The sequence below is a fragment of the Bradyrhizobium sp. OAE829 genome (assembly GCF_040546575.1).
Taxonomy (GTDB): domain Bacteria; phylum Pseudomonadota; class Alphaproteobacteria; order Rhizobiales; family Xanthobacteraceae; genus Bradyrhizobium.
The window spans coordinates 378746-400787 of sequence record NZ_JBEPOE010000001.1 but is presented as its reverse complement, the minus strand read 5'-3'; the positions used below and the strand labels follow the sequence as shown (position 1 = coordinate 400787).

21 protein-coding genes and 1 pseudogene are annotated in these 22042 nt (G+C 63.5%); 4 read left to right on the top strand and 18 right to left on the bottom strand.

The features are described 5' to 3' along the window. Positions 1–255: 255 nt before the first annotated feature. Positions 256–942: a DJ-1/PfpI family protein gene (locus tag ABIE49_RS01720; RefSeq protein WP_192739802.1), complete on the bottom strand. Its 687-nt coding sequence runs from the start codon at positions 940–942 to the stop codon at positions 256–258. 250 nt (positions 943–1192) lie between these two features. On the opposite strand from ABIE49_RS01720, the gene ABIE49_RS01715 reads away from it, so the two are divergent. After that, positions 1193–2131, top strand: a complete 939-nt coding sequence (locus ABIE49_RS01715) for a GlxA family transcriptional regulator (protein ID WP_192739803.1) — start codon at positions 1193–1195, stop codon at positions 2129–2131. A gap of 27 nt (positions 2132–2158) precedes the next feature. Continuing rightward, positions 2159–2680, top strand: coding sequence for a GNAT family N-acetyltransferase (locus ABIE49_RS01710; protein WP_192739804.1), 522 nt, complete (start codon positions 2159–2161; stop codon positions 2678–2680). Between the two features lie 55 nt (positions 2681–2735). Here the strand turns inward: ABIE49_RS01710 and ABIE49_RS01705 are convergent, their stop codons facing one another. The 3 genes from ABIE49_RS01705 to ABIE49_RS01695 form a co-directional block, all read right to left on the bottom strand. After that, positions 2736–3944, bottom strand: a complete 1209-nt coding sequence (locus ABIE49_RS01705; RefSeq protein ID WP_354066539.1) for a citrate transporter — start codon at positions 3942–3944, stop codon at positions 2736–2738. A gap of 34 nt (positions 3945–3978) precedes the next feature. Further along, entirely contained in the window at positions 3979–4926 is a 948-nt protein-coding gene (lipP1, locus tag ABIE49_RS01700) for a LipP1 family hormone-sensitive lipase (protein ID WP_192739806.1), read from the bottom strand. 118 nt (positions 4927–5044) lie between these two features. Then, the gene (locus ABIE49_RS01695; RefSeq protein WP_192739807.1) at positions 5045–5824 is read right to left on the bottom strand and encodes an SDR family NAD(P)-dependent oxidoreductase; all 780 of its coding nucleotides are present in this window, start codon (positions 5822–5824) and stop codon (positions 5045–5047) included. A gap of 261 nt (positions 5825–6085) precedes the next feature. Here ABIE49_RS01695 and ABIE49_RS01690 point away from each other — a divergent pair. Continuing rightward, a pseudogene (locus ABIE49_RS01690) lies at positions 6086–7104 on the top strand (DUF2155 domain-containing protein). Between the two features lie 117 nt (positions 7105–7221). On the opposite strand, the gene ABIE49_RS01685 reads toward ABIE49_RS01690, so the two are convergent. The 10 genes from ABIE49_RS01685 to aat form a co-directional block, all read right to left on the bottom strand. Next, the gene (locus ABIE49_RS01685) at positions 7222–8322 is read right to left on the bottom strand and encodes a COG3904 family protein (protein WP_192739809.1); all 1101 of its coding nucleotides are present in this window, start codon (positions 8320–8322) and stop codon (positions 7222–7224) included. Between the two features lie 167 nt (positions 8323–8489). Further along, complete coding sequence (gene ccoS / locus ABIE49_RS01680; protein WP_192739810.1) at positions 8490–8663, bottom strand: cbb3-type cytochrome oxidase assembly protein CcoS; 174 nt, start codon at positions 8661–8663, stop codon at positions 8490–8492. Next, the gene (locus ABIE49_RS01675) at positions 8660–10939 is read right to left on the bottom strand and encodes a heavy metal translocating P-type ATPase (protein ID WP_192739811.1); all 2280 of its coding nucleotides are present in this window, start codon (positions 10937–10939) and stop codon (positions 8660–8662) included. The genes ccoS and ABIE49_RS01675 overlap by 4 nt, the downstream gene beginning before the upstream one ends. A 25-nt stretch (positions 10940–10964) precedes the next feature. Next, positions 10965–11750 carry a DUF2189 domain-containing protein gene (locus tag ABIE49_RS01670; protein WP_192739812.1) on the bottom strand — a complete coding sequence of 262 codons (786 nt, stop codon included), beginning with the start codon at positions 11748–11750 and terminating at the stop codon, positions 10965–10967. Positions 11751–11769: 19 nt separating this feature from the next. Then, positions 11770–11988: a hypothetical protein gene (locus ABIE49_RS01665; protein WP_192739813.1), complete on the bottom strand. Its 219-nt coding sequence runs from the start codon at positions 11986–11988 to the stop codon at positions 11770–11772. Next, on the bottom strand, positions 11985–12866 hold the full coding sequence (gene ccoP, locus ABIE49_RS01660) for a cytochrome-c oxidase, cbb3-type subunit III (RefSeq protein ID WP_192739814.1): 882 nt from the start codon (positions 12864–12866) through the stop codon (positions 11985–11987). Before ccoP ends, ABIE49_RS01665 begins: the two co-directional genes overlap by 4 nt. Next, positions 12857–13036 carry a cbb3-type cytochrome c oxidase subunit 3 gene (locus ABIE49_RS01655; RefSeq protein WP_211994888.1) on the bottom strand — a complete coding sequence of 60 codons (180 nt, stop codon included), beginning with the start codon at positions 13034–13036 and terminating at the stop codon, positions 12857–12859. The genes ccoP and ABIE49_RS01655 overlap by 10 nt, the downstream gene beginning before the upstream one ends. Before the next feature lie 2 nt (positions 13037–13038). Further along, entirely contained in the window at positions 13039–13770 is a 732-nt protein-coding gene (ccoO, locus tag ABIE49_RS01650; protein WP_192739816.1) for a cytochrome-c oxidase, cbb3-type subunit II, read from the bottom strand. A 4-nt stretch (positions 13771–13774) separates the two neighbouring features. After that, positions 13775–15433 (bottom strand): cytochrome-c oxidase, cbb3-type subunit I, encoded by a 1659-nt coding sequence (ccoN, locus tag ABIE49_RS01645; RefSeq protein ID WP_192739817.1) that lies wholly within the window; start codon positions 15431–15433, stop codon positions 13775–13777. Between the two features lie 172 nt (positions 15434–15605). Continuing rightward, complete coding sequence (gene aat, locus ABIE49_RS01640) at positions 15606–16286, bottom strand: leucyl/phenylalanyl-tRNA--protein transferase (RefSeq protein ID WP_192739818.1); 681 nt, start codon at positions 16284–16286, stop codon at positions 15606–15608. Positions 16287–16400: 114 nt separating this feature from the next. Between aat and ABIE49_RS01635 the strand changes: the two genes are divergently transcribed. Continuing rightward, positions 16401–17372, top strand: a complete 972-nt coding sequence (locus ABIE49_RS01635; protein ID WP_192739819.1) for a Bug family tripartite tricarboxylate transporter substrate binding protein — start codon at positions 16401–16403, stop codon at positions 17370–17372. A 117-nt stretch (positions 17373–17489) separates the two neighbouring features. Here ABIE49_RS01635 and ABIE49_RS01630 read toward each other — a convergent pair whose 3' ends face one another. From ABIE49_RS01630 to accC, 4 genes are all read right to left on the bottom strand, one after another. Beyond that, a complete protein-coding gene (locus ABIE49_RS01630; protein WP_192739820.1) occupies positions 17490–18581 on the bottom strand; it encodes a sensor histidine kinase in 1092 nt (363 codons plus the stop codon). Next, a complete protein-coding gene (locus tag ABIE49_RS01625; RefSeq protein WP_192739821.1) occupies positions 18578–19018 on the bottom strand; it encodes a response regulator in 441 nt (146 codons plus the stop codon). The genes ABIE49_RS01630 and ABIE49_RS01625 overlap by 4 nt, the downstream gene beginning before the upstream one ends. Beyond that, entirely contained in the window at positions 19015–20547 is a 1533-nt protein-coding gene (locus ABIE49_RS01620; protein WP_192739822.1) for a sensor histidine kinase, read from the bottom strand. The genes ABIE49_RS01625 and ABIE49_RS01620 overlap by 4 nt, the downstream gene beginning before the upstream one ends. A gap of 121 nt (positions 20548–20668) precedes the next feature. Further along, entirely contained in the window at positions 20669–22030 is a 1362-nt protein-coding gene (gene accC / locus ABIE49_RS01615) for an acetyl-CoA carboxylase biotin carboxylase subunit (protein ID WP_192739823.1), read from the bottom strand. Between the last annotated feature and the right edge of the window lie 12 nt (positions 22031–22042).

Sequence of the window (22042 nt, the reverse complement as noted above, 5' to 3'; positions counted from 1 at the left end):
AGCGTTCTTGCGCACTTGCCCCGTTCGCCGTTCAATGAACCCATCTTACGGAGATGGGAAACCATCGCGTACGGTTCGGGCTCCAGTTCGCGACTGTCCCGATGAGCAGCGGCACCCGATCAGGATACGGCTGGGAGATAGGCCCCCGGTGCAGAGGTTCTGAGATCGCCCGTCAATGTGGCGCCGCCGTAGGAAAGGAAAGGCCGTCTGGGCAACCAGGCGGCCTTTTTCTTGTGCCGTAGCGCAGGCGGCGCGTCACGTCATCCTTGCGGCCGCGCGGCCGATCATTTCGGTGCGGCGGGCTTGCGCGGGCGCGATCTTGTCTTTCATCAGTGCGAGGATTTCCGGCGGCGCGGTGTCGGGCGAGCCGGAATTGAACGGCGGCGCCGGGTTATATTCGAGCCGGAGCTGGATCTCTTCGGCGGTCCGCCGGTCGACCAGCAGCGACACCAGCGTCAGCGCAAAATCGATGCCCGCGGTGACGCCGCCGCCGGTGACGCGGTTGCGGTCGACGCAGACGCGGGTCCTGGTCGGCGTCGCACCGAACCCGGAGAGAAAATCCATCGCGGTCCAGTGCGTCGCCGCGCGATAGCCTTTCAGCAGGCCGGCCGCGCCCAGCACCAGCGATCCCGTGCAGACGGAGGTGATGTATTTGGCGCCCTCGGCCTGCTTGCGCAGGAATGCCAGCATCTCCTCGTCATTGACCATGTCGTCGGTGCCGAAACCGCCGGGCACGCAGATGACGTCGAGCTGCGGGCAATCCGCAAAGGTCACCGTCGGCGTGATCGTCAGGACGGAGTCGCTGGGCACAGGCTCGATGCGTTTCCAGATCAGATGCACCTGCGCGCCCGGCACGCTGGAGAACACCTGCAGCGGCCCGGTGAAATCGAGCTGGGTCACCTTTGGAAACAACACGAGACCGATCTGAAGCGGCGCCGACATGAGGACCTCCAACGTTTTGCGAGTTTCGGCCACTCCTGTCATTGCCGGGCGCAGCCGTTTGAAGAACGGCGTCGCTTGCGCTCCGCCTATGCCCCGGCAATCCATCCGCATCGCAACAGACTCTTGCGAAGAAAGATGGATGCCCGGATCAAGTCCGGGCATGACGACCGCGGCCTTGACTTGCGCATCCTGACATGATGGCCTGTTGTCAGAAATGCCATATTTCCCTCATTTAAGGACATTACCTCAAATGATCGGTGTGCTGATCTTTCCGGACTTTCAGTTGCTCGATGCCGCGGGACCGATTTCGGTGTTCGAAATCGCCGCGCGCTTCTCGGGTGCGGCGCCTGCGATCAGGACTTTGGCGGCGACGCCGGGTCCGGTGCGCAGCACCTCCGGCATCGAGATGCTGGCGCGTGGTTTCAAACCTTCCAGCGCGATCACGACCTTGATCGTGGCGGGCGGCGAGGGCGTGCGAACGGCGGCGATCTGCCCGAAGACGCTGGCTTTCGTGCGGGCTTTGGCCAGGCGCGGCGTCCGCATCGCGAGCGTCTGTTCCGGCGCTTACGTTCTGGCCGAGGCCGGTCTGCTCGACGGACGCCGCGCCACCACGCATTGGCAACGCACGCGGCACTTCGTGTCGGCCTATCCGAAAGTGAAGCTGGAAGCCGATCGGATCTACACACGCGACGGCAATGTCTGGACCTCTGCGGGGATATCGGCGGGCATCGATCTCGCGCTCGCGATGGTCGTCGAGGATTACGGCGACGAGATCGCGCAGCGCACCGCCAAGCAGCTCGTGCTGTACCACCGCCGCAGCGGCGGCCAGTCGCAATTCTCGTCGCTGCTGGAATTGAAGTCGCCGACCGGACGGTTTGGACCGCTGCTGGCCTGGGCGCGCGAACATCTCGATGCGCCGCTCACGGTGGAGGACATGGCCGAGCAGGCCGGCATGAGTTCGCGCCATTTCACCCGCGCTTTCATTGCCGAGACCGGCACCACGCCCTCAAAGGCGGTCGAGCGGTTGCGGATCGAAGTGGCGCGGCAGCGCGTGCAGTCGTCCAGCGAGGCGATCGAACGCGTCGCCGAGACCACCGGCTTTCGCGATCCGGAGCGGATGCGCCGCGCCTTCATCCGCGCCTTCGGTCAGCCGCCGCAATCGCTGCGGCGGGCGGCACGCGCGGGGTGAGGCGCTGATGCGGCGAGATCAGCCGACATGATCCGGAAGGCGAATGAACGCGACGCGTCGACGCTCGCTGCGGTGAGCATCGAGGTCTGGATGAACACCTATCTTCGAATGGGCATCAGTGCCCACTTCGCGGACTATATTCTCTCGGAATTTACGGCGCAGAATCTTCGCGATGCGATCGGCGATCCCGGCAAGGCGATCTGGGTCTCGGAGAACGGCACCGGAATTGACGGGTTCGTGACCGTGTGTTCGTCGGCAACGCCGCCTTTGGCCGATTGCTCGCCGCTGGAAATCAAAACCCTCTTTGTTCGGCCGAGGCAGCAGTCGGGCGGAAGGGGCACCGCATTGTTGCACTGTGCGTTGGAGCATTGCCGGGACCTCGGCGGCGAGAGCGTCTGGTTGACGGTCAATGCCAGGAACAGCCGAGCGATCGGCTTCTATCTCAGGCATGGCTTCAACAAGATCGGCACCACGCATTTTCGGATCGGCGACCAGGCTTACGAAAACGACGTGATGAAGATCGATGTTCGGCGTCCGGTCGCAACGTAGACCACCGCCGGCATATGTGTGCCTTCGCAGCGGCGTGGGCGAGGCGAGCGATGCGCTAAAGCGGCGCGTCGGGACGCCAGCCGAGGATGGCGAGCATGACGAAAAATCCGACGACGTAGGCGACTGCAATCGGCCAGCCCTGGGTGATCCAGCGCCCGACAGATTTTGCCTCCGGATACATGTTCGCCAGGGCGACGCCTGCGGACGAGCCGAACCACATCATCGATCCTCCGAAGCCGACGGCGTAGGCGAGATAGCCCCAATCATAACCACCCTGTTTCAGCGCGAGCGCGGTGAGCGGAATATTGTCGAACACCGCGGAGACGAAGCCGAGCCCGAGCGCGGTCGGCCATGAGGCGGCGGGAAGCTTTTCAACCGGCATCATGGATGCGGCCGTCACCAGCGCCAGCAGGAAGATGGTGCCCTTGAAGGTTTCGGGCATTACCGACCAGTCCGGCTTGCGCAACGCCGCGGTCGAAAGGATCACCACCCAGACCGCGATGCCAAGCACGGGGACGATATCGAGCAGGGCCGGGAATTTCAGATTGGCGGTGATGTTGGCGGCCAGTGCCGCAATGAGAATGGCGGCGACGATGAGCACCCTGATGGTATCGACCTTCAAGCCGCTCGGCGGATTCTTGACGATCGGCGAATAGCGCTGCTGCTGCAGCGATGCGGGCACGGCGAAGATCAGCATCGCGGCGATGGCGGCAATATAGGCCTCGACGACGGCGAGGGGACTGACCCCGGCAATCCACATCATCGTGGTGGTGGTGTCGCCGACGACGCTGCCGGCGCCTCCCGCATTCGAGGCCGCGACGATGGCCGCGAGGTAGCCGATATGAACCTTGCCCTGGAAAACACTGCGCGCGACGGTGCCGCCGATCAGGGCCGCGGCGATATTGTCGAGGAAGCTGGACAGCACGAACACCAGCACCAGGAGGATGACGCCGCCCTTCCAGTCATCAGGCAGCAGCGCCGGCATCTCGTGCGGAATCCGGCTTTCCTCGAAATGCCGCGACAGCAGCGCAAATCCCATCAGCAGCAGGAACAGATTGGCCAGCGTCACCCATTCATGCGCCATGTGGTGGCCGAGGCCACCAAGGCCGGCGCCGTATTTGAAGCCGGTGAAGATCAGCTTGTAGAGGATAATGGCCGCAAGCCCCGTCAACGCGACGGGCAGGGTATGGTGATGAAACAGCGCGACGCCGAGCAGCGTCAGCGCGAACAGCATGAAGTCGACGGGTATCCCAAACAGGAGCATGGTCGCCGTCAATTCCTTCGCGCGGGCGAATTTGTCAATTCAGCGCCTTGATCCAGAGTGCGATGTCGGTTGCCGCGACGTTGGCCTGCTGCAGCAGCTTGCCCATGGTGAAGAAGCCGTGGAACTGGCCGGGAAAGTGCTTGTAGGTGACGGGCACGCCCGCTTCCTTCAACCGTGCGGCGTATTCGTCGCCTTCGTCGCGCAGCGGATCGCCGCCGGCGGTCAGCACATAGGCCGGCGGCAATCCGGCCAGCGTTTTCGCGCGCGCCGGTGAAGCCTGCCAATTATCGATGTCCGCGGGGCCGCTGAGGTAGTGGTTGCAGAACCATTTGATGACGGAATGCGTCAGCAGAATGCTGGTCTCGGGTTCGCTGTGCGAGGGATGCTTCATCGCAAAATCCGTCGCGGGATAGATCAGCACCTGGCCTGCAAGCTTGGGCCCATCGCCGTCACGGGCCGCAAGCGCAACCACGGCCGCGAGATTGCCGCCGGCCGAGTCGCCGCCAACGGTCAAGCGGGCCGCGTCGACGCCGAGGTCTTTTGCATTGGCCGCGATCCATTTCACCGCCGTGACGGCGTCGTCGACGGCGGCGGGGAATTTGTGCTCGGGGGCGAGGCGGTAGTCGATCGAAATCACGATCAACTCGCCTTCATGCGCGAGCTTGCGGCAGACCACGTCGTGGGAATCGAGATCGCCGATCACCCAGCCGCCGCCGTGATAGAACACCAGGCAGGGCGCGAGGCCGCCGGTTTTTCGCAGCGTCTTCGGCGTGTAGATGCGGGCCGGGATCGCGCCATGCGGGGCGGGGATTGAGAGCGGTGTTGCGGATTCCAGTTCCGGCGGTTCGGGATTGGCGACGGGCCGGGCGGCCAGATACATCAAACGGGCTTGGGTCGGTGTTCCCGACTCGTAAGGCGGGCGGCCGGCTTCCTGGAAGGCCTTGTAGACGGCGGCGGCATCGGGATCGAGAACGACGGGCATGTGGGCGGAGACCTCTGTTATTTTGCGCTGTCATTCCGGGGCGCTCGCGAAGCGAGTGAACCCGGAATCTCGCGATTCCGGGTTCGCATCTTCGATGCGCCCCGGAATGACGGGGTTTCTAAGCGGCGGTGCGGCCGCCGTCGACGGTATAGGAAGAGCCGGTGACGTAGCTGGCTTCATCGGACGCCAGGAACGCCACGACGGAGGCGACCTCGGAAGCATGTCCGAGCCGCCGCGCCGGAATCCGGTCGACCATCTTTTCGATCGGCATCGGGGCGTTGCCGCCATTGCGCCCCTGATAGATCGTCGACAGCATCCGGCTGTCGATCAGGCCGGGGCAGACGCAATTGACGCGGACGCCGGTGCCTGTGCATTCCCAGGCCGCGGTCTTGGTAAGCCCGATCACCGCATGCTTGCTGGCGCTGTAGACGGCGATGCAGGGCGATCCCATCAGGCCCGCGATCGAGGCGGTGTTGATGATGCTGCCTTTGTTTTGTTTGAGCATTACCGGCAGCACATGCTTCATGCCGAGGAAGACGCCGACCACATTGACGTCGAGCACTTTTCGAAAACTCTCCAGCGAGTATTGCGGGATCGGCTTGATGTCGCCCTCGATTCCGGCGTTGTTGTAGAAGGCGTCGATGGTGCCGAATTTGTCGACGCTGGCGCGGACATAGTCGGCGACTTCGTCCTCCTGGGTGACGTCGGCGGCGATAGCGAGCGCCTCGGCGGAGGCCGGCAGGTCCTGGATGGCGGCCTTGAGGTCGGCCTCCTTGCGGTCGACGGCGACAATGCGCGCCCCGCGCTCGGCGAGCAGCCTGATAGTGGCGGTTCCGATGACGCCGGCCGCACCGGTGACGACGGCGACCCGGCCGTCCAGGCGAATTCGATCGGTCATGTCTGGGGTTTCCTCTGGCTCGTCCGGTTGTCCCGGATTTTCATGGTTTTCGCGACGGCAACCCGCGCGAAAGCTGATCGAAACCGACTATTTCATTTGTGGCGGGGGCTGACCAGTGGCCCCGAAGCGGGCGAAACCCGTCCCCGGGACGGGGGTAACCGCCCTTTCCCCGCCGTATTCAGCGTGTTAACCGGTAGGCACGCGAGCGGCGGATAAGATTGTACTATGTCGCGAGCCCGATTCGCCCTTTAAAGCCGCGAGATGTTTCGAACCATTGCCCTGACTGGTATTGCGGCCCTGGTGGCCGCCTCGACAATCTCGCTTGCGCCGCCCGCGCGCGCGCAGATCGGCAATATTTTTTCCGATCCGCCGCTGCGGCCGCCAGGCGCGATCCCGCGTGGCAACCAGCAGCAGCAACAGCAGCAACAGCAGCAACTCGACGACGACGAGGAAGTGCCCGAATATTGCCGCGCGGCCGGCTGCTGCCAACGCCGAATCGCCCCGCCCCGGGGCAGGGCGTGCCGCCGCCCGGAAGCGTGCAGACCCAGCCCCTTGCGCCGCCGCCCGGCACCATCGTCGTTCCGCAGAATACCCAGCCGGGGATCGCGGTAGCGCCGCCGCAGCCGGGTGCGCCGGGCGCCGTGCCGCCTGCGGCCAATGCGCAGCCGGGCCTGCCACCGGGGCAGCGCCAGCCCAAGGGACCGGTCCCGCCGGCCTCCGCCAGCCTGCAGCCGGGCGATGAGGTGGTGTCCGAGCCGCCGGCATCGAAGGTTACCAACAAGAAGGCCAGCTTCTCCGGCCTCGACAAGATCACGGGGCGGATCATCAATTTCGACGAGGACATCGGCGAGACCGTGCAGTTCGGCGCGCTGCGCGTGAAGACGTCGGCCTGCTACACGCGCCCGTCCACGGAAGCCGCCAACACCGACGCCTTTGTCGAGGTCGACGAGATCACGCTGCAGGGCGAGGTGAAGCGAATCTTCTCCGGCTGGATGTATGCCGCCAGCCCCGGGCTGCACGGCGTCGAGCATCCGGTCTACGATATCTGGCTGACCGACTGCAAAGTCCCCGACCAGACCATCGTCAGCGCGCAGCCTGAACTCCCGAAGCCGGCTCCGCCGCCGCCTGCCGCCAAGCGTCCGCCGGCGCCGAAGCAGGCCGCGCCGCGTCCGCCGCCGTCGGGGCTGCCGCCGCAGCCGCAGTTCCAGCAGCAACCGCCGCCACCGCCGCCGCAGCAACAACGGCCCGGCGGGCTGTTTGGTGGATTGTTCGGGAATTAGGCCACGCGGCGCATCGGTTCTCGCCGATGCTGGCAGACATGCGCCAGGGTGAATCTTCTCAGCCGGGATCGGGCAGGCTCCGCAATTCGCTTATTGCGGCGCGCCCTGATAGGCCGCCTACGTCTTTGGCAGCACGGGCACGCTACGCGAAGCGGGAGCAGATGGCGCCGGCGCCGCGGCGGCCACCGGCTTCGGCGGCTGCGGGTTGAAGATCGACGTCACCACGCGCTCGCGCAGCAATTCGCTCTGTTCGGGAAACCACATGCCCGAGGGACCTGCGCTGTTGGCGCGTTCGGCGAAGGCGGCGCTGAGGCCGAACTTCTCGAGGCGCGCCTGTTCGCGGGCAATCGAGATGCGCTGTTCGTTCGCGGTCATGCCGCGGAAGTAAGGCTGGTGGAAGCCGAGCCGTGCGTTCGCGTGCAGATGGCGCTGCTTGCCGCCGAGGAACATGATGGTGCAGGCGGAAGCGCATTGATGGGTAACGTAGGTCGACAGGCCTCGCGCCTTGATCAGGTCGGAGATCTTCTGCGCCTCCGCGACGCGTCCGCCGTTCGAGTTCAGCCGTACGGTGCGCACATTGTCCATCGCCTTCAGAATGGTCTCGAACTCCTTCGCCGTGCCGAACGAGATACCTCCGGAGAAATCCAGCATGGTGCCGTTGTTCAGCACCTTGAACTGGTGTGACGCGAGGCGCGCATCGCCAGCCGCGATCTCGTAGATGCCGAGGCCCTGCGGAATCGCGACGTAATAGACACTGTAAACGAGGTGGAGGGCGCCGAGCGCCATGGTCGCCTTGGCGGCGGTGCCCCAGAAGCGCTTTCCTGCGCGTCGGGAGGTGGTCGCCGCGCGCCAGACGCCGATCGCGCCCCAGGTCGTGAACAGGATGATCGCGGTCCAGGTCAGGCCGTGGGTGATCAGCCAACGCACCGGCTGTTCGCCAACGCTTGGGTTGATCGCAGCGCCCAGAACGGCGGAAGCAAGTCCGAAGCTCGTGCCCAGCACCACATAATTGATCCAGTAGGAGCGCGGCAGCGAGAGTTCGCCGCGCCAGTGCCGCGCGATGACGTTCTGCGCCGGGCGCTTGGGCAGCGGCGGCGGCAACCGGGCCGGCACGACGAAGGTGAGCGGCGGCGGCGCGCTGGCGACGGCCTGTTCGGCGCCGTGGTTCGCGCTTTCGCCGGGCTCGGCCGCCAGTGTCGCGTGCAGCGCGTGGCTCATCTGAGCGATCCCTGTCGTTGTCGGAGGCGCATTCCCGCCCGCCGTGAAAACAGGGATAAGAGAGGTCGCGGGGAGGGGCTGTGACGGACGTCACAATACGGAACAAGCCAAAGCCTTCAGCCGCGCGCCGCGACGATCGCGAGTGCGTCCTCGCCAAGCCTTTCGCGTTACGGAGTATGCGATTTCTTGCGGATGGGAGCGTCGCTGTCCTCGTGCAGTATCCGCTCGGCGGCGCCGTCGAGATCGTCATACTGGCCGTTCTTCAGCGACCACATGAAGGCCGCAAGTGCGGTGACGCCGAGGCCGAGCGCGATCGGTATCAGGTAAAAATAGTCGGTCATTCGGCTGCCCCGAGAACGGGCCTGGCGGGAAACTGTTTGCTTGCGGTACCGCTTCGCACCGCGCCTTGCCGGCCTTTGAGGCGAAGTGCGTTGGCAACGACGGCAACGGATGATCCCGACATCGCAATTGCGGCAAGCAGTGGAGTAACGTGGCCCATGATCGCGACTGGCACCGCGACAACATTGTAAGCCACGGCAAAAGCAAGGTTCTGCCGTACCAGGCGGCTGGCGTTACGGGCGATGGAGATCACCAGCGGCACCGCCGACAGGCTTTCGCGCAGAAACACCAGGTCGGCGGCGTTACGGCCGACGTCCGCCGCTGAAGCGGGCGCCATTGATGCATGCGCAGCCGCCAATGCCGGCGCATCATTCAGCCCGTCACCGACCATCAAAACTTTTCGACCAGATGCTTCGAGGCCAGCGACGTGATCGGCTTTCCCACCGGGCAATACGGCTGCGACGTACAACAGGCCAAGTTCCGCGGCGATCGATCCCACTGCGGTCTCGCGATCACCGGAAACGATCTCGACCCGGAGGCCGATGTCCTTGAGTTCGGCGACCGCTTCTGCCGCATCCACCCGCAGACGGTCCTCGAAACGAAAATCCGCCAGGCGGATGCCGTTCCTTGTAAGCACGACCGATTCATCTCCGGATATCCGCTCTGCCTCGGTGCTGTCAGCAAGCGCCCATTCCGGTTGGCCAAGCCGGTAGGCGTCCGTCCCCGCGCGAGCCTCAAGCCCGTATCCGGGATGCTCGGCGATTTCGTCGAACCTGACCGGAGATGCGGGATGACCGGCGGCGGCTTCGACCAGCGCCCGCGAATAAGGATGGCGGGAATGACAGGCCAATCCCGCGGCGACAGCGACCAACCCATGGTCCGTTTCACCGGATCGGACCAAACGCGGAGCGCCCGATGTCAGCGTGCCGGTCTTGTCGAACACGACCGTATCGACTTCAGCGAGACGCTCGAGCGCGCCGCCGTCTTTCACCATGATCCCGCTCTCGAACAGGCGCCGGGCCGCCACCACCTGCACCATCGGCACCGCAAGACCCAGCGCGCAAGGACAGGTAATGATGAGAACCGCGATAGCAATGGTCACCGCCCGATGCGCATCGCCGGTGGCGGCGAGCCAGCCGGCGAATGTCAGGAGCGCCGTGAGATGGACCACCGGGGCGTAAAGGCTGGCGGCGCGGTCGGAGATACGCCGGTAGCTCGATCGGCCCTGTTCAGCCGCCTCCATCATTCGCAGCATCTCGCCGAGAAAGGAATTCTCCGCCGTGGCCGTTGCGACGATCGTCAGGGGGCCGGTCAGGTTCAGGGTGCCAGCCCGAAGCTGTGAGCCGATCGTGGCCGGCAGCGGTGTATGCTCGCCGGACACGAGCGAGACGTCGAGTTCTGAAGCCCCTCTGATCACGGTAGCGTCCACCGGCACGCGTTCTCCGGCCACGAGCATGAGGGTCGTCCCAACCCGGATATCGCTCACCGGAAGATAGGCCTGGGTACCATCGGCCTGCACCACGAGCGCGCCACGCGCGGAGAGGCGCGCCAATCCCTTGACCGCCAGCCGGGCGCGTTCACGCATCACGTGGTCGAGCGTGCGTCCGATCAGCAGAAAGAACAGCAACGAAATAGCGGCGTCGAAATAGGCGTGCGGGCCGTGATGCACTGTCTCGTAAAGGCTCAAGCCGAAGGCAAGCAGCACGCCCAGCGAGATCGGCACGTCCATGTTGGTGCGTCCGTGGCTCAGGGCTCGCCAGGCCGAACGAAAAAATGGCCGGCCGGAATAGGCCAGCGCGGGCAGGGCGATGATCGCAGACAACCAATGAAACAGGTCACGGGTGGCGGCGTCGGCGCCCGACCAGATCGACACCGACAGCAACATTATATTGCTCGCCGCGAAGCCCGCGACGGCGAGGGCGCGTATCAGTTCCGAAAGCGCACCGTCCTCCTTGTCCGATTCAATGTCGAACAAATGCGCCTCGAACCCGGCCCGCTTCAGCGTTTCGACAAAGGGCGGTGGGATAGCGTCGGCGCGCCAACGGACAGTTACGCGCTTGGTGGAAAGGTTGACGCGCGCGCTCTCCACGCCGGAAAGCCCGCCGAGCGCCGTCTCGAGCGTTCGAATACAAGCACCACAGTGAATTGCGGGCACGGAGAGGTCGGTCTGGCGCACCCCGTCGGCCACGATTCGGCTGGCGAGCAGGACTTCCTCGCCTTTTGCGCGCGCATCCGGCGGCAGTGCCGTGAATTTTGCTCCCGACCCGCAACAACCCATCGGAAATTGCTCCAAACGCAGCGCGTTAAAGCCGCATCGTTCGATACGCGTGCCAGCTTCCGTGTCCCAGCACCGGGAAAATGACGATCATTCCCAGAAGCCCGGTGGCGATGGCAAGAACGATCAACGCCAACATGATTGCCGCCCAGGTCAGCATGACCGCAAGATTGTTCCACACCAGCGCCATGCTGGTGCCCATCGCAGTCAGTGCATCGGTGCGCTCGGCCAGCAGCATCGGAATGGAAAAGGCGCTGATGGCGAATGCAAAGGCTGCAAACAGGCCGCCGACGGCGCTGCCGACCACCAGCATGGCCCAGCCGATCGCGGTCGTGAACAGCATCGGGACGATGTGGTCGATGCCGGGAAAGGGACGCAGGCCGAAAAACAGCGCATAGAGGATGACCGCGGCGCGCATCCACAACAGCGTCAACATGAAAAGCAGGACGCCGGCAAACAGTATCTGGCCGCCCGATTCCGGCTTGACGAAGATCATCTGCCAGAGGCTGACGGGCCTGCCTTCCTCGATACGCCGACTCTTTTCGTATAGTCCGATTCCAATGACCGGCCCAGCCACCATGAAGCCCGCAAACGCCGGAAGCAGGATATAGTCGAGGCGCAGGGCAAACAGGCCGACGGTGGTGACGACCGACACCAGAAATACAAGTACCCCGTAACTGATGCTGGTGACCGGATTAATCCTAAAATCGCGCCAGCCGGCCGCAAGCCAGTCCCAGGCTGCTGCGGGGGCGACGTTTCGCTTCCACGTATGCTCTCGCGGCAGTGGCGGAACAACATCCGGGATCGAAATCATCGTTGGCCTCCCTGCATTCTCATCGCGGCGTGCATGACGACCTTGCTGCGCTGAATTTTCCGTCCCCAAGGCCGCCTTCACCCTGGCGAACATGCGCAACGCATTCCGGTTGCGATATGATCGCCATATAGACCAGGTGCGAATTGGCGATCAGCAGCAGCAGCAGCCCGGCACAGACCGCGGTCCAGACGACGACCCTTGTCCTGAATGGCCCTGTCGCTGCACCGGCGTTGCTCATCGTTGCTCCCGTCGAAGATCGAACAGGTAAAGCGCGAGTATCTTGCGGTCGAGCGCAGACAATCTTCCTTCCCAGCTGGGCATCTGCCCTTGCCGGCCGCCCCACACTGTCGTGGTGATCGATTCCGCATCGCCACCGTAGATCCAAAATCGATCGGTGAGGTCGGGTCCACCGAGATCAGTCTTGCCCTTGGCGTCGTCACCGTGGCAGGCGACGCAATTGGCGGCGAAGACGGCTTTGCCGGCTTCGATCCTTGCCGCGGGTACGTCCTTTGCGACGGCCGGATCGGAGAGGCTGCGCACATAGTTCACGACGTTTTCGACCTCGTCCTTCTTGAGCATCTGATCGCGCCCGAACGCCATCATTTGCGACGTCCTGGTCTGCGGATGGGCCGAATTGATGCCGACGCGGATCGTTTCGGCGATGCTTTCGGGATCGCCGCCCCATAGCCATGACGCCGTCGTCAGGTTCGGAAATCCGTGGCCGCCCCGGGCATTCGATCCGTGGCACGCCGCGCAATTGTCCCCGAACAGCGTTCGGCCGGTCTGCCGCACCCGTTCCATCAGGCGCGGATCGGCCGGGATGTCCTTGAAGCTTTCAGCCTCGATGCGGCTGGTCCAGACGCCCCGTTCGAGGGCGGCTTGCTTCACGCTTTCGGTGACGATGTTGCGCTGGTCGATGCCGAGCAGACCCTTGGTGTAGGTCACCCCGAGCGGCCACGCCGGCATCAGGATCCAGTAGCCGACAGAGAACAAGGCCGTCACGATCAGGAAGAAAAAGACCGCGCGTGGCACCGGCGTGTTCAATTCCTTGATGCCGTTCCATTCATGGCCGGTGGTCATGTGGCCGGTGTATGGATCGCGTTCTTCTACCGCCATGGCTGATCCCTGTGCGGCTTGTCCTCATGGCCGAGAATGGATTGCGCGGCTTCGTCAAACCGCTTCTTGTTCGACGGCCAGAACGCATAGACCAGCACGCCGATCGAGAGCGCGATCAGATAAAACAGGCCGAATGACTTCGAGAACCAGACCGCAAAATCATTGTCCATGATCAACCTCCCGCCGCGGCGACCGGCTTGTGCGCAGCATCGGTCAGCTTGCCGAGAATCTGCAGATAGGCGACCAGGGCATCGAGTTCGGTAAGATTGCCCGGTTTGCCGTCGAAGGCCCTTACATTCGTCGCCGCGCCATATCGCTTGGTGACCCCTTCGGCGAAAGGCGTATCGGGCGCCGCCTGACCGTAGGCATCCGACCTCGCGTTTGCGATCATGTCGTCGGTATAGGGCACCCCGACCCGACGCAGCGCCACCATATGCCGGCCGAGGTCTTCGCTCCGCAGCTCGGTACGCCCGAGCCAGGAGTAGTGCGGCATCACCGACTCCGGCACCACGTCGCGGGGATTGTTGAGATGCCGCACGTGCCATTCGTCCGAATATTTGTTGCCCATGCGCGCAAGATCGGGACCGGTTCGCTTCGATCCCCAGAGCATCGGATGATCATACTTGGATTCGACGGCGAGCGAATACGGGCCGTAGCGCTCGACCTCGTCGCGCAAGGTACGGATCATCTGCGAATGGCAGGCGTAACAGCCTTCGCGGATGTAGATGTTGCGGCCGGCGATTTCGAGCGGGGTGTAAACCCGCATATTCGGCGCATCTTCGACGGTCTGATGGATCGTGAACAGCGGGATGATCTCGACCGCGCCGCCGATGCTGGCCACACCGATGATGGCGAGCAGAAAGCCGATGGTCTTGCGTTCAAGGCGGTAATGGAGGTTGAACATGCGCTCACTCCGCCGGTTGAGGCGCGGTACCGCCTGCAAGCGCCGGCACGGGACGGTCACCCAGCCGTTGGTCGGCCGGCTGGTCGGCCGTCCGTATCGTCATCCAGATGTTGTAGCAGGCGACCAGCGCCCCAATCAGGAACAGCAGCCCGCCGATGGCGCGAGCGATGTAATAGGGACGCATCGCGACCATGGATTCTACGAACGAATAGGCAAGCGTTCCGCTTTCATTGTAGGTCCGCCACATCAAGCCCTGGATGATGCCGGAATTCCACATCGCAAAAACGTAAATGACCGTTCCGGCAAGCGCGAGCCAGAAATGCACTTCGACCAGCCTGCCGGAATACATCCGCTCGCGCTTCCAAAGCCACGGCACCGAGGCATAGATCGCGCCGAATGTAATCATCGCGACCCAGCCGAGCGCCCCGGCGTGGACGTGGCCGACGGTCCAGTCCGTGTAATGCGACAGCGAGTTCACCGCACGGATGGCCATGAACGAGCCTTCAAAGGTGACCAGGCCGTAAAACACCGCCGCGACCATCATGAAGCGCAGGACCGCATCGTCGCGAACCTTGTGCCAGGCGCCGTTCAGGGTGAGCAGGGCGTTGCCGGCCGAGGCCCATGACGGGACCAGCAGCATGATCGAGAACGTCATGCCGAGCGTCTGCACCCATTGTGGCAATGCCGTGTAGTGCAGGTGGTGCGAGCCCGCCCACATGTACATGAAGGTGATGCCCCAGAAGCTGATGATGGACAGTCGATAGGAGAAGATCGGGCGGCCGGCACGGACAGGCAGGTAGTAATACATCATGCCGAGGAAGCCGGCGGTCAGGAAAAACGCGACGGCGTTGTGACCGTACCACCACTGCGTCATCGCATCCTGCACGCCGGAGAATGCCGAGTAGCTCTTGGCATGGCCGAGCGATACCGGGATCGCCAGATTGTTGACGATGTGCAGGATCGCCACGACCAGAATGAAGGCCATATAGTACCAGTTCGAAACGTAGATATGGGGTTCCTTGCGGCGAACCAGTGTGCGCAGGTAGATGATGAAATAGGTCACCCACACAACCACCAGCCAGATGTCCGCATACCATTCCGGTTCGGCATATTCCTTCGACTGCGTGACGCCCATCAGATAGCCGGTCGCGGCGATGACACAGAACAGATTGTACCCCAGCAGCACGAACCACGGGCTCAACTGGTCGGGCAGGCGCGCGCGCGTGGTCCGCTGCAGGACGTAGAACGAGGTTGCGATCAGCGCATTACCGCCGAAGCCGAAGATCACACCCGAGGTGTGCACGGGACGCAGGCGCCCGAAGCTCGACCATGCAGCGTCGAACGTCAGGTCGGGATAGGCGAGCTGCCATGCGATCCAGTCGCCGACGAAAAGTCCGGCTACGACCCAAACCATAGCAAGGATAATGCCCACCCGACTGGGATCGTCGAAATAGCGGTCCAGACGATCGTCGGAAGGTTCAGGCTCGTAGTATCCGGAGATGACCATGAATGTGCCGGCAATGGCGGCCAGCAGCACGATGGCGCCGTGAACCCCAAGGGGATCCCCGGTTCCGGCCACCGCCATCGCAAGTCCGCAAATGGACAGTGCCAGCAGGATGAAAAGTGCAAGTTGCCGCTCGTATCGTGTCAACTGTGCGATCATGGCCAGGAGCACTCAGCAATTTTAGGCAGCCAGCGAGGGATATCCTTCATTGGCCGCGGACTCAAAATCTGTCGGCTTGGGTGGCCCCAAACCCCTAGACTGAGACTAAACGGGGAATCGTGCAATCGATACTGTCCGAAAGGACAGGCTCCACGGCCAGAAAGTCCAGGCTTCAGCCGCGCGCAGCGATGATCGCCAGCGCGTCGGCGCCGTCGACCGGCCCGTCGGACGGCAACCTCAAAAAGTCCGCGGGCTCGCCTGCGATAGCCTTGTCGAGCATGGTGCGGTAGCGGCGCCTGGATATTTCGACCGCGCCAAAGCTCTTCAAATGCTCCGTGACGTATTGCGTGTCGAGCAGTTCAAACCCTCCCGCGATCAGCCGTGCCACCAGATGAACCAGCGCCACCTTCGAGGCGTCTCTGGCGGTGTGGAACATACTCTCGCCGAAGAAGGCGCGGCCCAGGCTGACGCCATATAGGCCGCCGACCAGATCGCCGTTCTGCCAGACCTCGACGCTGTGGCAGTGCCCGATCTGGTAGAGCCCGCCATAGAGATCGCGGATCCGCTTGTTGATCCAGGTGTCGTCGCGCCCGGCCTGCGGCGCCGCGCAGCCCGCAATGACCGCCTTGAAGGCGGTGTCGACGGTGACGGTGAAGGCGTCGGAGCGCACCGTGCGCGCAAGCCGCGAGGCGATGCGAAAGCCGTCGAGCGGGATCACCCCGCGCATTTCCGGCTCGACCCAGAACAGGGTGGGGTCATCGGCGCTTTCGGCCATCGGGAAGATGCCGCAGGCATAGGCGCGCAGCAGCACCTCGGGCGTGATTTCGGAAACGGCAGACTCGCGCGATGTCATGGCGGGAGAATAGCAGGGAGCCGGTGGCCTGTGCTATGCCTTGAAAAAAAGCGGCGGCGCGGCCTGGATACCGGGAAAAAGAAGTACCGCCGCCGGGGGACTGGAGGAACGAAAATGAACCGACGCCGCTTTCTGCAACGCTCGATTGCAACCGCTGCAGCCGCCGTATTGCCGACCGCCTCACGCGCGCAGCAGTACCCATCAAAAATCATCCGTTTTCTTGTCGGGTTCCCTCCGGGCGGCTCAGCCGATTTGACGATGCGCCAATTTGCACATCGCCTCGATGCAGTATTGGGCGCCAAGCATTTGATCGAGAACGTTCCTGGTGCATCTTCGACGCTCGCGGCCGTGCAGGCCCTGCGCGCCGAACCGGATGGACATACGCTTTTTCTCGGCGCGAACGTCTCCCAGGTGATCGCGCCGACGATGCTGAAGCTATCGTATGATCCACTGACGGCGCTTGCGCCGATTTCCCAGGTTACAACGAATTCGAGTCTGGTGGCCGTATCAGCTGCGTATGGTGTGAAGAATTGGGCAGAATTCCTGGCGAAAGCAAAAGGCGAGCGTGATGGTGTGTTCTACGGCACTTCCAACGTCGGCTTCCAGATACCGGCCGTCCAGATCTCCAAAATCGCCGGGATCAAGCTTGTCAACATTCCCTTCAAGGGCGGCGCTGAAACCGTTACCGCCGTTCTGGGTGGCAACATTCCGATGATCATCGGAACGCCGCCTACGATCCTGCCGCATGTCAACTCAGGTGCACTTGTGGCGCTGTGCGCAACGAGCGCGGAGCGCTCCTCCGTCATGCCGGATATTCCGGCAGCCAACGAACTTGGCCTCAAGGGATTGGATTCGGTTGGATGGTTTGGCCTCTTCGCACCCGCGAAGACCCCTGTGGCCGTCGTGACAAAGCTGCACGCGGCGATCCAAACGGTGATAGGGGACAAGTCGCTGCAACAGACTCTCGCCAAGGAGGGTTTGGAGCTCCGGGGCTCCGCAAGTCCGGAAGGCTTTGCGAGTTTCCAGAAGAAGGAATTCGAAGAGAACGCAGCGATTATACGCGAGGCCGGACTTGCGCCGAGCTAGAGCGTTTTCGAGCGAAGTGGATACCGGTTCGCGTAAAGAAAACGCGTCAAAACAAGAGTCGAGGCTCTCCGGAGCACGCTTTTAGCAGGTCGCAGTTCAAATTCCGCAAAAGGCGTATTACCCAGCCGCGGCTTCATTCGGCCGCGGCGCCGGCTTGTTGACGCGGGCAAAGCGCAGCACGATCTTTGTGCCGGCATGGTCGGGATCGCGCGCGACGTCGGCTTCGAGCTTTGATGCCATGGCCGAGACGATGCGCTGTCCCATGCCGGTAGAACGTGGGTCGGCCTTGACGTTGAGGCCGACGCCGTCATCGGTGATCGACAGCAGGAGTTCGTCGCCGAGCGGCTTGAGCTCGACGTGGATCGGGCCGGCGCCGTCGGGGTAGGCGTATTTGACGGCGTTCATGATCAGCTCATTGACGATGATGCCGATCGCCACCGCACGATCGGGGTCGATCTCGATTGGCTCGGCCTTCAGCGTCAGCCGCGACATCCGATTGCCCTCGGCCGAGCGCCGAAGATCCTCCAGCAGCGCCTCGAGATACTGGTTCAAGAGCACGCTCTTCAGATCGTGCGAGGTGTAGAGCCGGCGATGGACCTGGGCGACCGCGGCGACGCGCCCCATCGCATTGGTGAGCGCCGCCTTGACGTCGTCCTGGGTCGTGGAATTGGCCTGCAGATGCAACAATGAGGCGATGATCTGCAGAGAGTTGCCGACGCGGTGATTGACCTCGCGCAGCAGCACCTCGCGCTCGGCGGCCAGCGCCGCGTAGCGGTCGCGCGAGGCGTGGACTTCGGCCTCGGCCTCGTCGCGGGCTCTTTGAATCTCCGCCTGCCGCAGCGCGCCGTTAACGGCGACCTGGAGCAGGGGAATGAACTCGCCCTGCACGTCCTTGACGAGATAGTCCGCCGCGCCCGCCTTCAGAGCGGTGACGGCAATCGCCGAATCCTGCGAGGCCGTGACGAACACGACCGGCGGCGCACCCGGGATTGCCAGAATCCGCTCCAGCGTTTCGAGGCCGTCGAGACCCGGCATGTACTGGTCGAGCGCGATGGCGTCGATGCCGCCTTGCGCCAGGCGGTCGAGGCCCTGCTGGCCATCGGCGGCATGCACCACCTTGAAGCCGAGCCGCGTCAGGCCGCGATCGACCAGCCGCGCCAAAGCGGCGTCATCATCGATATACAGCAGTGTCGGCGTGGCTGTTGTCATGTGGCGGCTGGCGGTACCTGGATGACGGAAAAGAACAGGCCGAGCTGGCGAATGGCGTTGGCGAAGCTTTCGTAATTCACCGGCTTGGTGATGTACACGTTGCAACCGAGGTCGTAGCAACGCTTTATTTCATGGGAATCGTCGGTCGTGGTCAGCACAACGACCGGGGTCGCCTTGAGATATTTGTTGTCCTTGACCTGCTTCAGGATATCGATGCCCGACGCGTCGGGCAGGTTGAGATCGAGCAGGATCAACAGCGCGTTGCCCTTGTGAACAAGGCCCGTTCCATCCTTGCCGAACAGGTACTTCAGCGCAGCTGTACCGCTGGTGAACGGGATGATCTCGTTGTTGACGCCGGAACGGCGGATGTTCCGCTCGATCAGCCGGGCGTGGCCCTCATCGTCCTCGATCATGATGATAGTGACTGGATTACTCATGACTGTGTGTTCCGGTTACGAATGGTCCAATTGATCGGCAGTGTAATCGTGAATGTGCTGCCGTTGTGAAGTTCCGAGGTGACCGACAGGGTTCCGCCGAGCCGCCGCACCAGCGCGCGGACGTGGGCAAGGCCAATGCCTTGCCCGGGTTTGTCCTGGGTTCCGGCGCGGCGGAACAGCTCGAAAATGCGCTGATGGTCCTTGGGGTCAATGCCGCGCCCATTGTCGGTAATCTCGAAAATGGCAAAGCCGAGTTTGGTGCGGCCGCGCACCTGGATGTCGCCGGGAACGCCGGTCTTGAGGTATTTCAGCGCATTTTCGATCAGATTGGAGAAAATCTGCTCCAGCGCCAGACGGTCGCTGACGATGTTCGGCAGCGGTTCGATCCGGATCTGCGCTTCGGCTTCAGCGGCCTGGTGCGCCACCGTCGCGACAATGCCCTCGATCAGTTCGCGGGTTTCGATCCGCACCGGTTCGAATTCGCGCCGGCCTTCGCGGGTGAGGTTGAGGATGGCCGAGATCAGCCGATCCATCTTGGCGATCGAGGATTTGATGAAACCCAGCGCCTCGGTGAAGTCTTCCGACAATTGCTTGTCGGGTCCTTCGAGGACGGGCTCGGCGCTGTCGGTGGCGTTATCAGCTGTCGCCGGCGCGGCCGATTGCGCGCGCGCCAGGGTCGCGATCCGCTTGAAGATGTCGCCGCGCAGTTCCTCAAGTTCGCTGGTAAAGCCCATGATGTTCACCAGCGGCGAGCGCAGATCGTGGCTGACGATATAGGCGAAGCGCTGGATCTCGTCATTGGCTTCGCGCAGATCGGCGGTGCGCTCGTCGATCGTGGTCTCGAGGTTGATATTGTTGTCGCGCAATTGGGTTTCGGCATCGTCGCGGGCGCGCGAGGAGCGGCGCACCAGGAAGATCGAGATGCCAGCGAGCGCGACCACGAGGCCGGAACCCGCCACCGTCACCGCCGAAGCCAGTTGCTGGGTACGGTCCGCGGTCGCGGTGCGCAGAGCGAACAGGCGGTCCTCCTCGGCGCGCATCGCGTTGCTGAGCTCGCCGATCTTCTGGACGGAGTCGCTGGCGCCGGCCTCACGCAGCATCGCGATGCCGCCGGCGAGATCATTGCGTTTGACGAATGCGATGGCCTTGGCAAATTCGGCCAGCCGGGCTTCGACCGGCGGCCGCAGCTGCCGGGCGTTCTCGGCCTGGACCGGATTGTCCGAAGTCAGCCGGGTCAGCTTGTCGATATCGGGGAGGATGGTCGCGGTGGCGGATTCATGCTCGGTCAGGAAGCGTGGCTCTGAGGTCAACAGATAGCCGCGCGCCGAGCTTTCGGCGCGGCGGATCTGCAACAGCAAGGTCGAAAGCTGGTTCTCGACCTCGACCGTATGCACGACCTTGCCGCTGTCCTTGCGGGCCTCATGAACGAGAATGACCGATAAGGCGCTGATCGCCACCAGCACCGCAAAACCCGCCGCAAGCAGCAGGATTTGCCCCAAAGCGCGACGGCGCTGGGCTTTAGTGTTCACAATGATCTCGCGTCATGAACAAACGAAACAAACCGCCCCTGCCAGACAGGCCCCCAATACCGCTCAACGCCCAGGGGGAACGATTGGTTCCACGGGCAGCAGGGCCGGTTCAGCGCGTGGCTCAGGAAGTCTTGGTCTTTTCCGCCTGGCCGGCGAGATACTGCTCGAGCCAATGGATATGGTAGTCGCCGTCGATGATGCCGGGCTCGCGGACCAGGGCGCGGAACAGCGGCAGGGTGGTCTCGATACCTTCGACCACCATCTCGTCCAGCGCGCGGCGCAGCCGCATCAGGCATTCGCCGCGGGTCTTGCCGTGAACGATTAGCTTGCCGACCAGCGAGTCGTAATAGGGCGGGATGACATAACCCTGATAGACGGCGGAATCGATCCGGACGCCGAGGCCGCCGGGTGGATGGAATTGCGTGATCTTGCCCGGCGAGGGACGAAACGTCTGCGGATTTTCCGCGTTGATGCGGCACTCGATGGCGTGGCCGATGATGGTGATCTCGTCCTGCGTCGCCGGCAGGTCGCCGCCGGCGGCGATGCGGATCTGTTCCAGCACGAGATCGATATCGGTGATGCTTTCGGTAACGGGATGCTCGACCTGGATGCGGGTGTTCATTTCGATGAAATAGAACTCGCCGTCCTCGTACAGAAACTCGATGGTGCCGACACCGAGATATTTCATGTCCTGCATCGCCTTGGCGCAGGTGGCGCCGATCTTGGCGCGCGCGGCGGCGGAGAGAACCGGTGAGGGGCCTTCTTCCCAGACCTTCTGGTGGCGGCGCTGCAGCGAACAGTCGCGTTCGCCGAGATGGATGGCGCCGCCGCGGCCGTCGCCCAGCACCTGGATTTCGATGTGGCGCGGCTTGGTCAGGTATTTCTCGAGATAGACCGAAGCGTCGCCGAACGCGGATTTTGCCTCGTTGGAGGCGGTCGAGAGCGCCATCAACAGCTCATCGGCCGTGTGCGCGACTTTCATGCCGCGTCCGCCGCCGCCGGCAGCGGCCTTGACCAGCACCGGAAAGCCGATCGCCTCGCCGATCGCCATCGCGTCGTCTTCGGGGCCGACCGCGCCGTCGGAGCCGGGCACCACGGGAATGCCGAGTTTCTTGGCGGTCCTCTTGGCTTCGATCTTGTCGCCCATCAGGCGGATGTGCTCGGCCTTCGGGCCGATGAAATGCAGATTGTGCTCGGCGAGGATTTCGGCGAAGCGGGCGTTCTCGGACAGGAAGCCGTAGCCGGGATGCACGGCATCGGCGCCGGTGATCTCGCAGGCCGCGAGCAGCGAGGGGATGTTGAGATAGCTGTCCTTCGACGGCGGCGGCCCAATGCAGACGCTTTCGTCGGCAAGCCGCACATGCATCGCGTCGGCGTCGGCGGTGGAATGCACGGCGACCGTGGAGATGCCGAGCTCCTTGCACGCGCGCAGCACGCGCAGCGCGATCTCACCGCGATTGGCTATCAGGATCTTGTCGAACATCGCAGCGCCTGA

Excerpts from the sequence above, each read along its gene's own strand:
- ABIE49_RS01720 (WP_192739802.1), bottom strand. The coding sequence starts at position 942 with ATGTCGGCGCCGCTTCAGATCGGTCTCGTGTTGTTTCCAAAGGTGACC.
- ABIE49_RS01715 (WP_192739803.1), top strand. The coding sequence starts at position 1,193 with ATGATCGGTGTGCTGATCTTTCCGGACTTTCAGTTGCTCGATGCCGCG.
- ABIE49_RS01710 (WP_192739804.1), top strand. The coding sequence starts at position 2,159 with ATGATCCGGAAGGCGAATGAACGCGACGCGTCGACGCTCGCTGCGGTG.
- ABIE49_RS01705 (WP_354066539.1), bottom strand. The coding sequence starts at position 3,944 with ATGCTCCTGTTTGGGATACCCGTCGACTTCATGCTGTTCGCGCTGACG.
- lipP1 (WP_192739806.1), bottom strand. The coding sequence starts at position 4,926 with ATGCCCGTCGTTCTCGATCCCGATGCCGCCGCCGTCTACAAGGCCTTC.
- ABIE49_RS01695 (WP_192739807.1), bottom strand. The coding sequence starts at position 5,824 with ATGACCGATCGAATTCGCCTGGACGGCCGGGTCGCCGTCGTCACCGGT.
- ABIE49_RS01685 (WP_192739809.1), bottom strand. The coding sequence starts at position 8,322 with ATGAGCCACGCGCTGCACGCGACACTGGCGGCCGAGCCCGGCGAAAGC.
- ccoS (WP_192739810.1), bottom strand. The coding sequence starts at position 8,663 with ATGACCGACTATTTTTACCTGATACCGATCGCGCTCGGCCTCGGCGTC.
- ABIE49_RS01675 (WP_192739811.1), bottom strand. The coding sequence starts at position 10,939 with ATGGGTTGTTGCGGGTCGGGAGCAAAATTCACGGCACTGCCGCCGGAT.
- ABIE49_RS01670 (WP_192739812.1), bottom strand. The coding sequence starts at position 11,750 with ATGATTTCGATCCCGGATGTTGTTCCGCCACTGCCGCGAGAGCATACG.
- ABIE49_RS01665 (WP_192739813.1), bottom strand. The coding sequence starts at position 11,988 with ATGAGCAACGCCGGTGCAGCGACAGGGCCATTCAGGACAAGGGTCGTC.
- ccoP (WP_192739814.1), bottom strand. The coding sequence starts at position 12,866 with ATGGCGGTAGAAGAACGCGATCCATACACCGGCCACATGACCACCGGC.
- ABIE49_RS01655 (WP_211994888.1), bottom strand. The coding sequence starts at position 13,036 with ATGGACAATGATTTTGCGGTCTGGTTCTCGAAGTCATTCGGCCTGTTT.
- ccoO (WP_192739816.1), bottom strand. The coding sequence starts at position 13,770 with ATGTTCAACCTCCATTACCGCCTTGAACGCAAGACCATCGGCTTTCTG.
- ccoN (WP_192739817.1), bottom strand. The coding sequence starts at position 15,433 with ATGATCGCACAGTTGACACGATACGAGCGGCAACTTGCACTTTTCATC.
- aat (WP_192739818.1), bottom strand. The coding sequence starts at position 16,286 with ATGACATCGCGCGAGTCTGCCGTTTCCGAAATCACGCCCGAGGTGCTG.
- ABIE49_RS01635 (WP_192739819.1), top strand. The coding sequence starts at position 16,401 with ATGAACCGACGCCGCTTTCTGCAACGCTCGATTGCAACCGCTGCAGCC.
- ABIE49_RS01630 (WP_192739820.1), bottom strand. The coding sequence starts at position 18,581 with ATGACAACAGCCACGCCGACACTGCTGTATATCGATGATGACGCCGCT.
- ABIE49_RS01625 (WP_192739821.1), bottom strand. The coding sequence starts at position 19,018 with ATGAGTAATCCAGTCACTATCATCATGATCGAGGACGATGAGGGCCAC.
- accC (WP_192739823.1), bottom strand. The coding sequence starts at position 22,030 with ATGTTCGACAAGATCCTGATAGCCAATCGCGGTGAGATCGCGCTGCGC.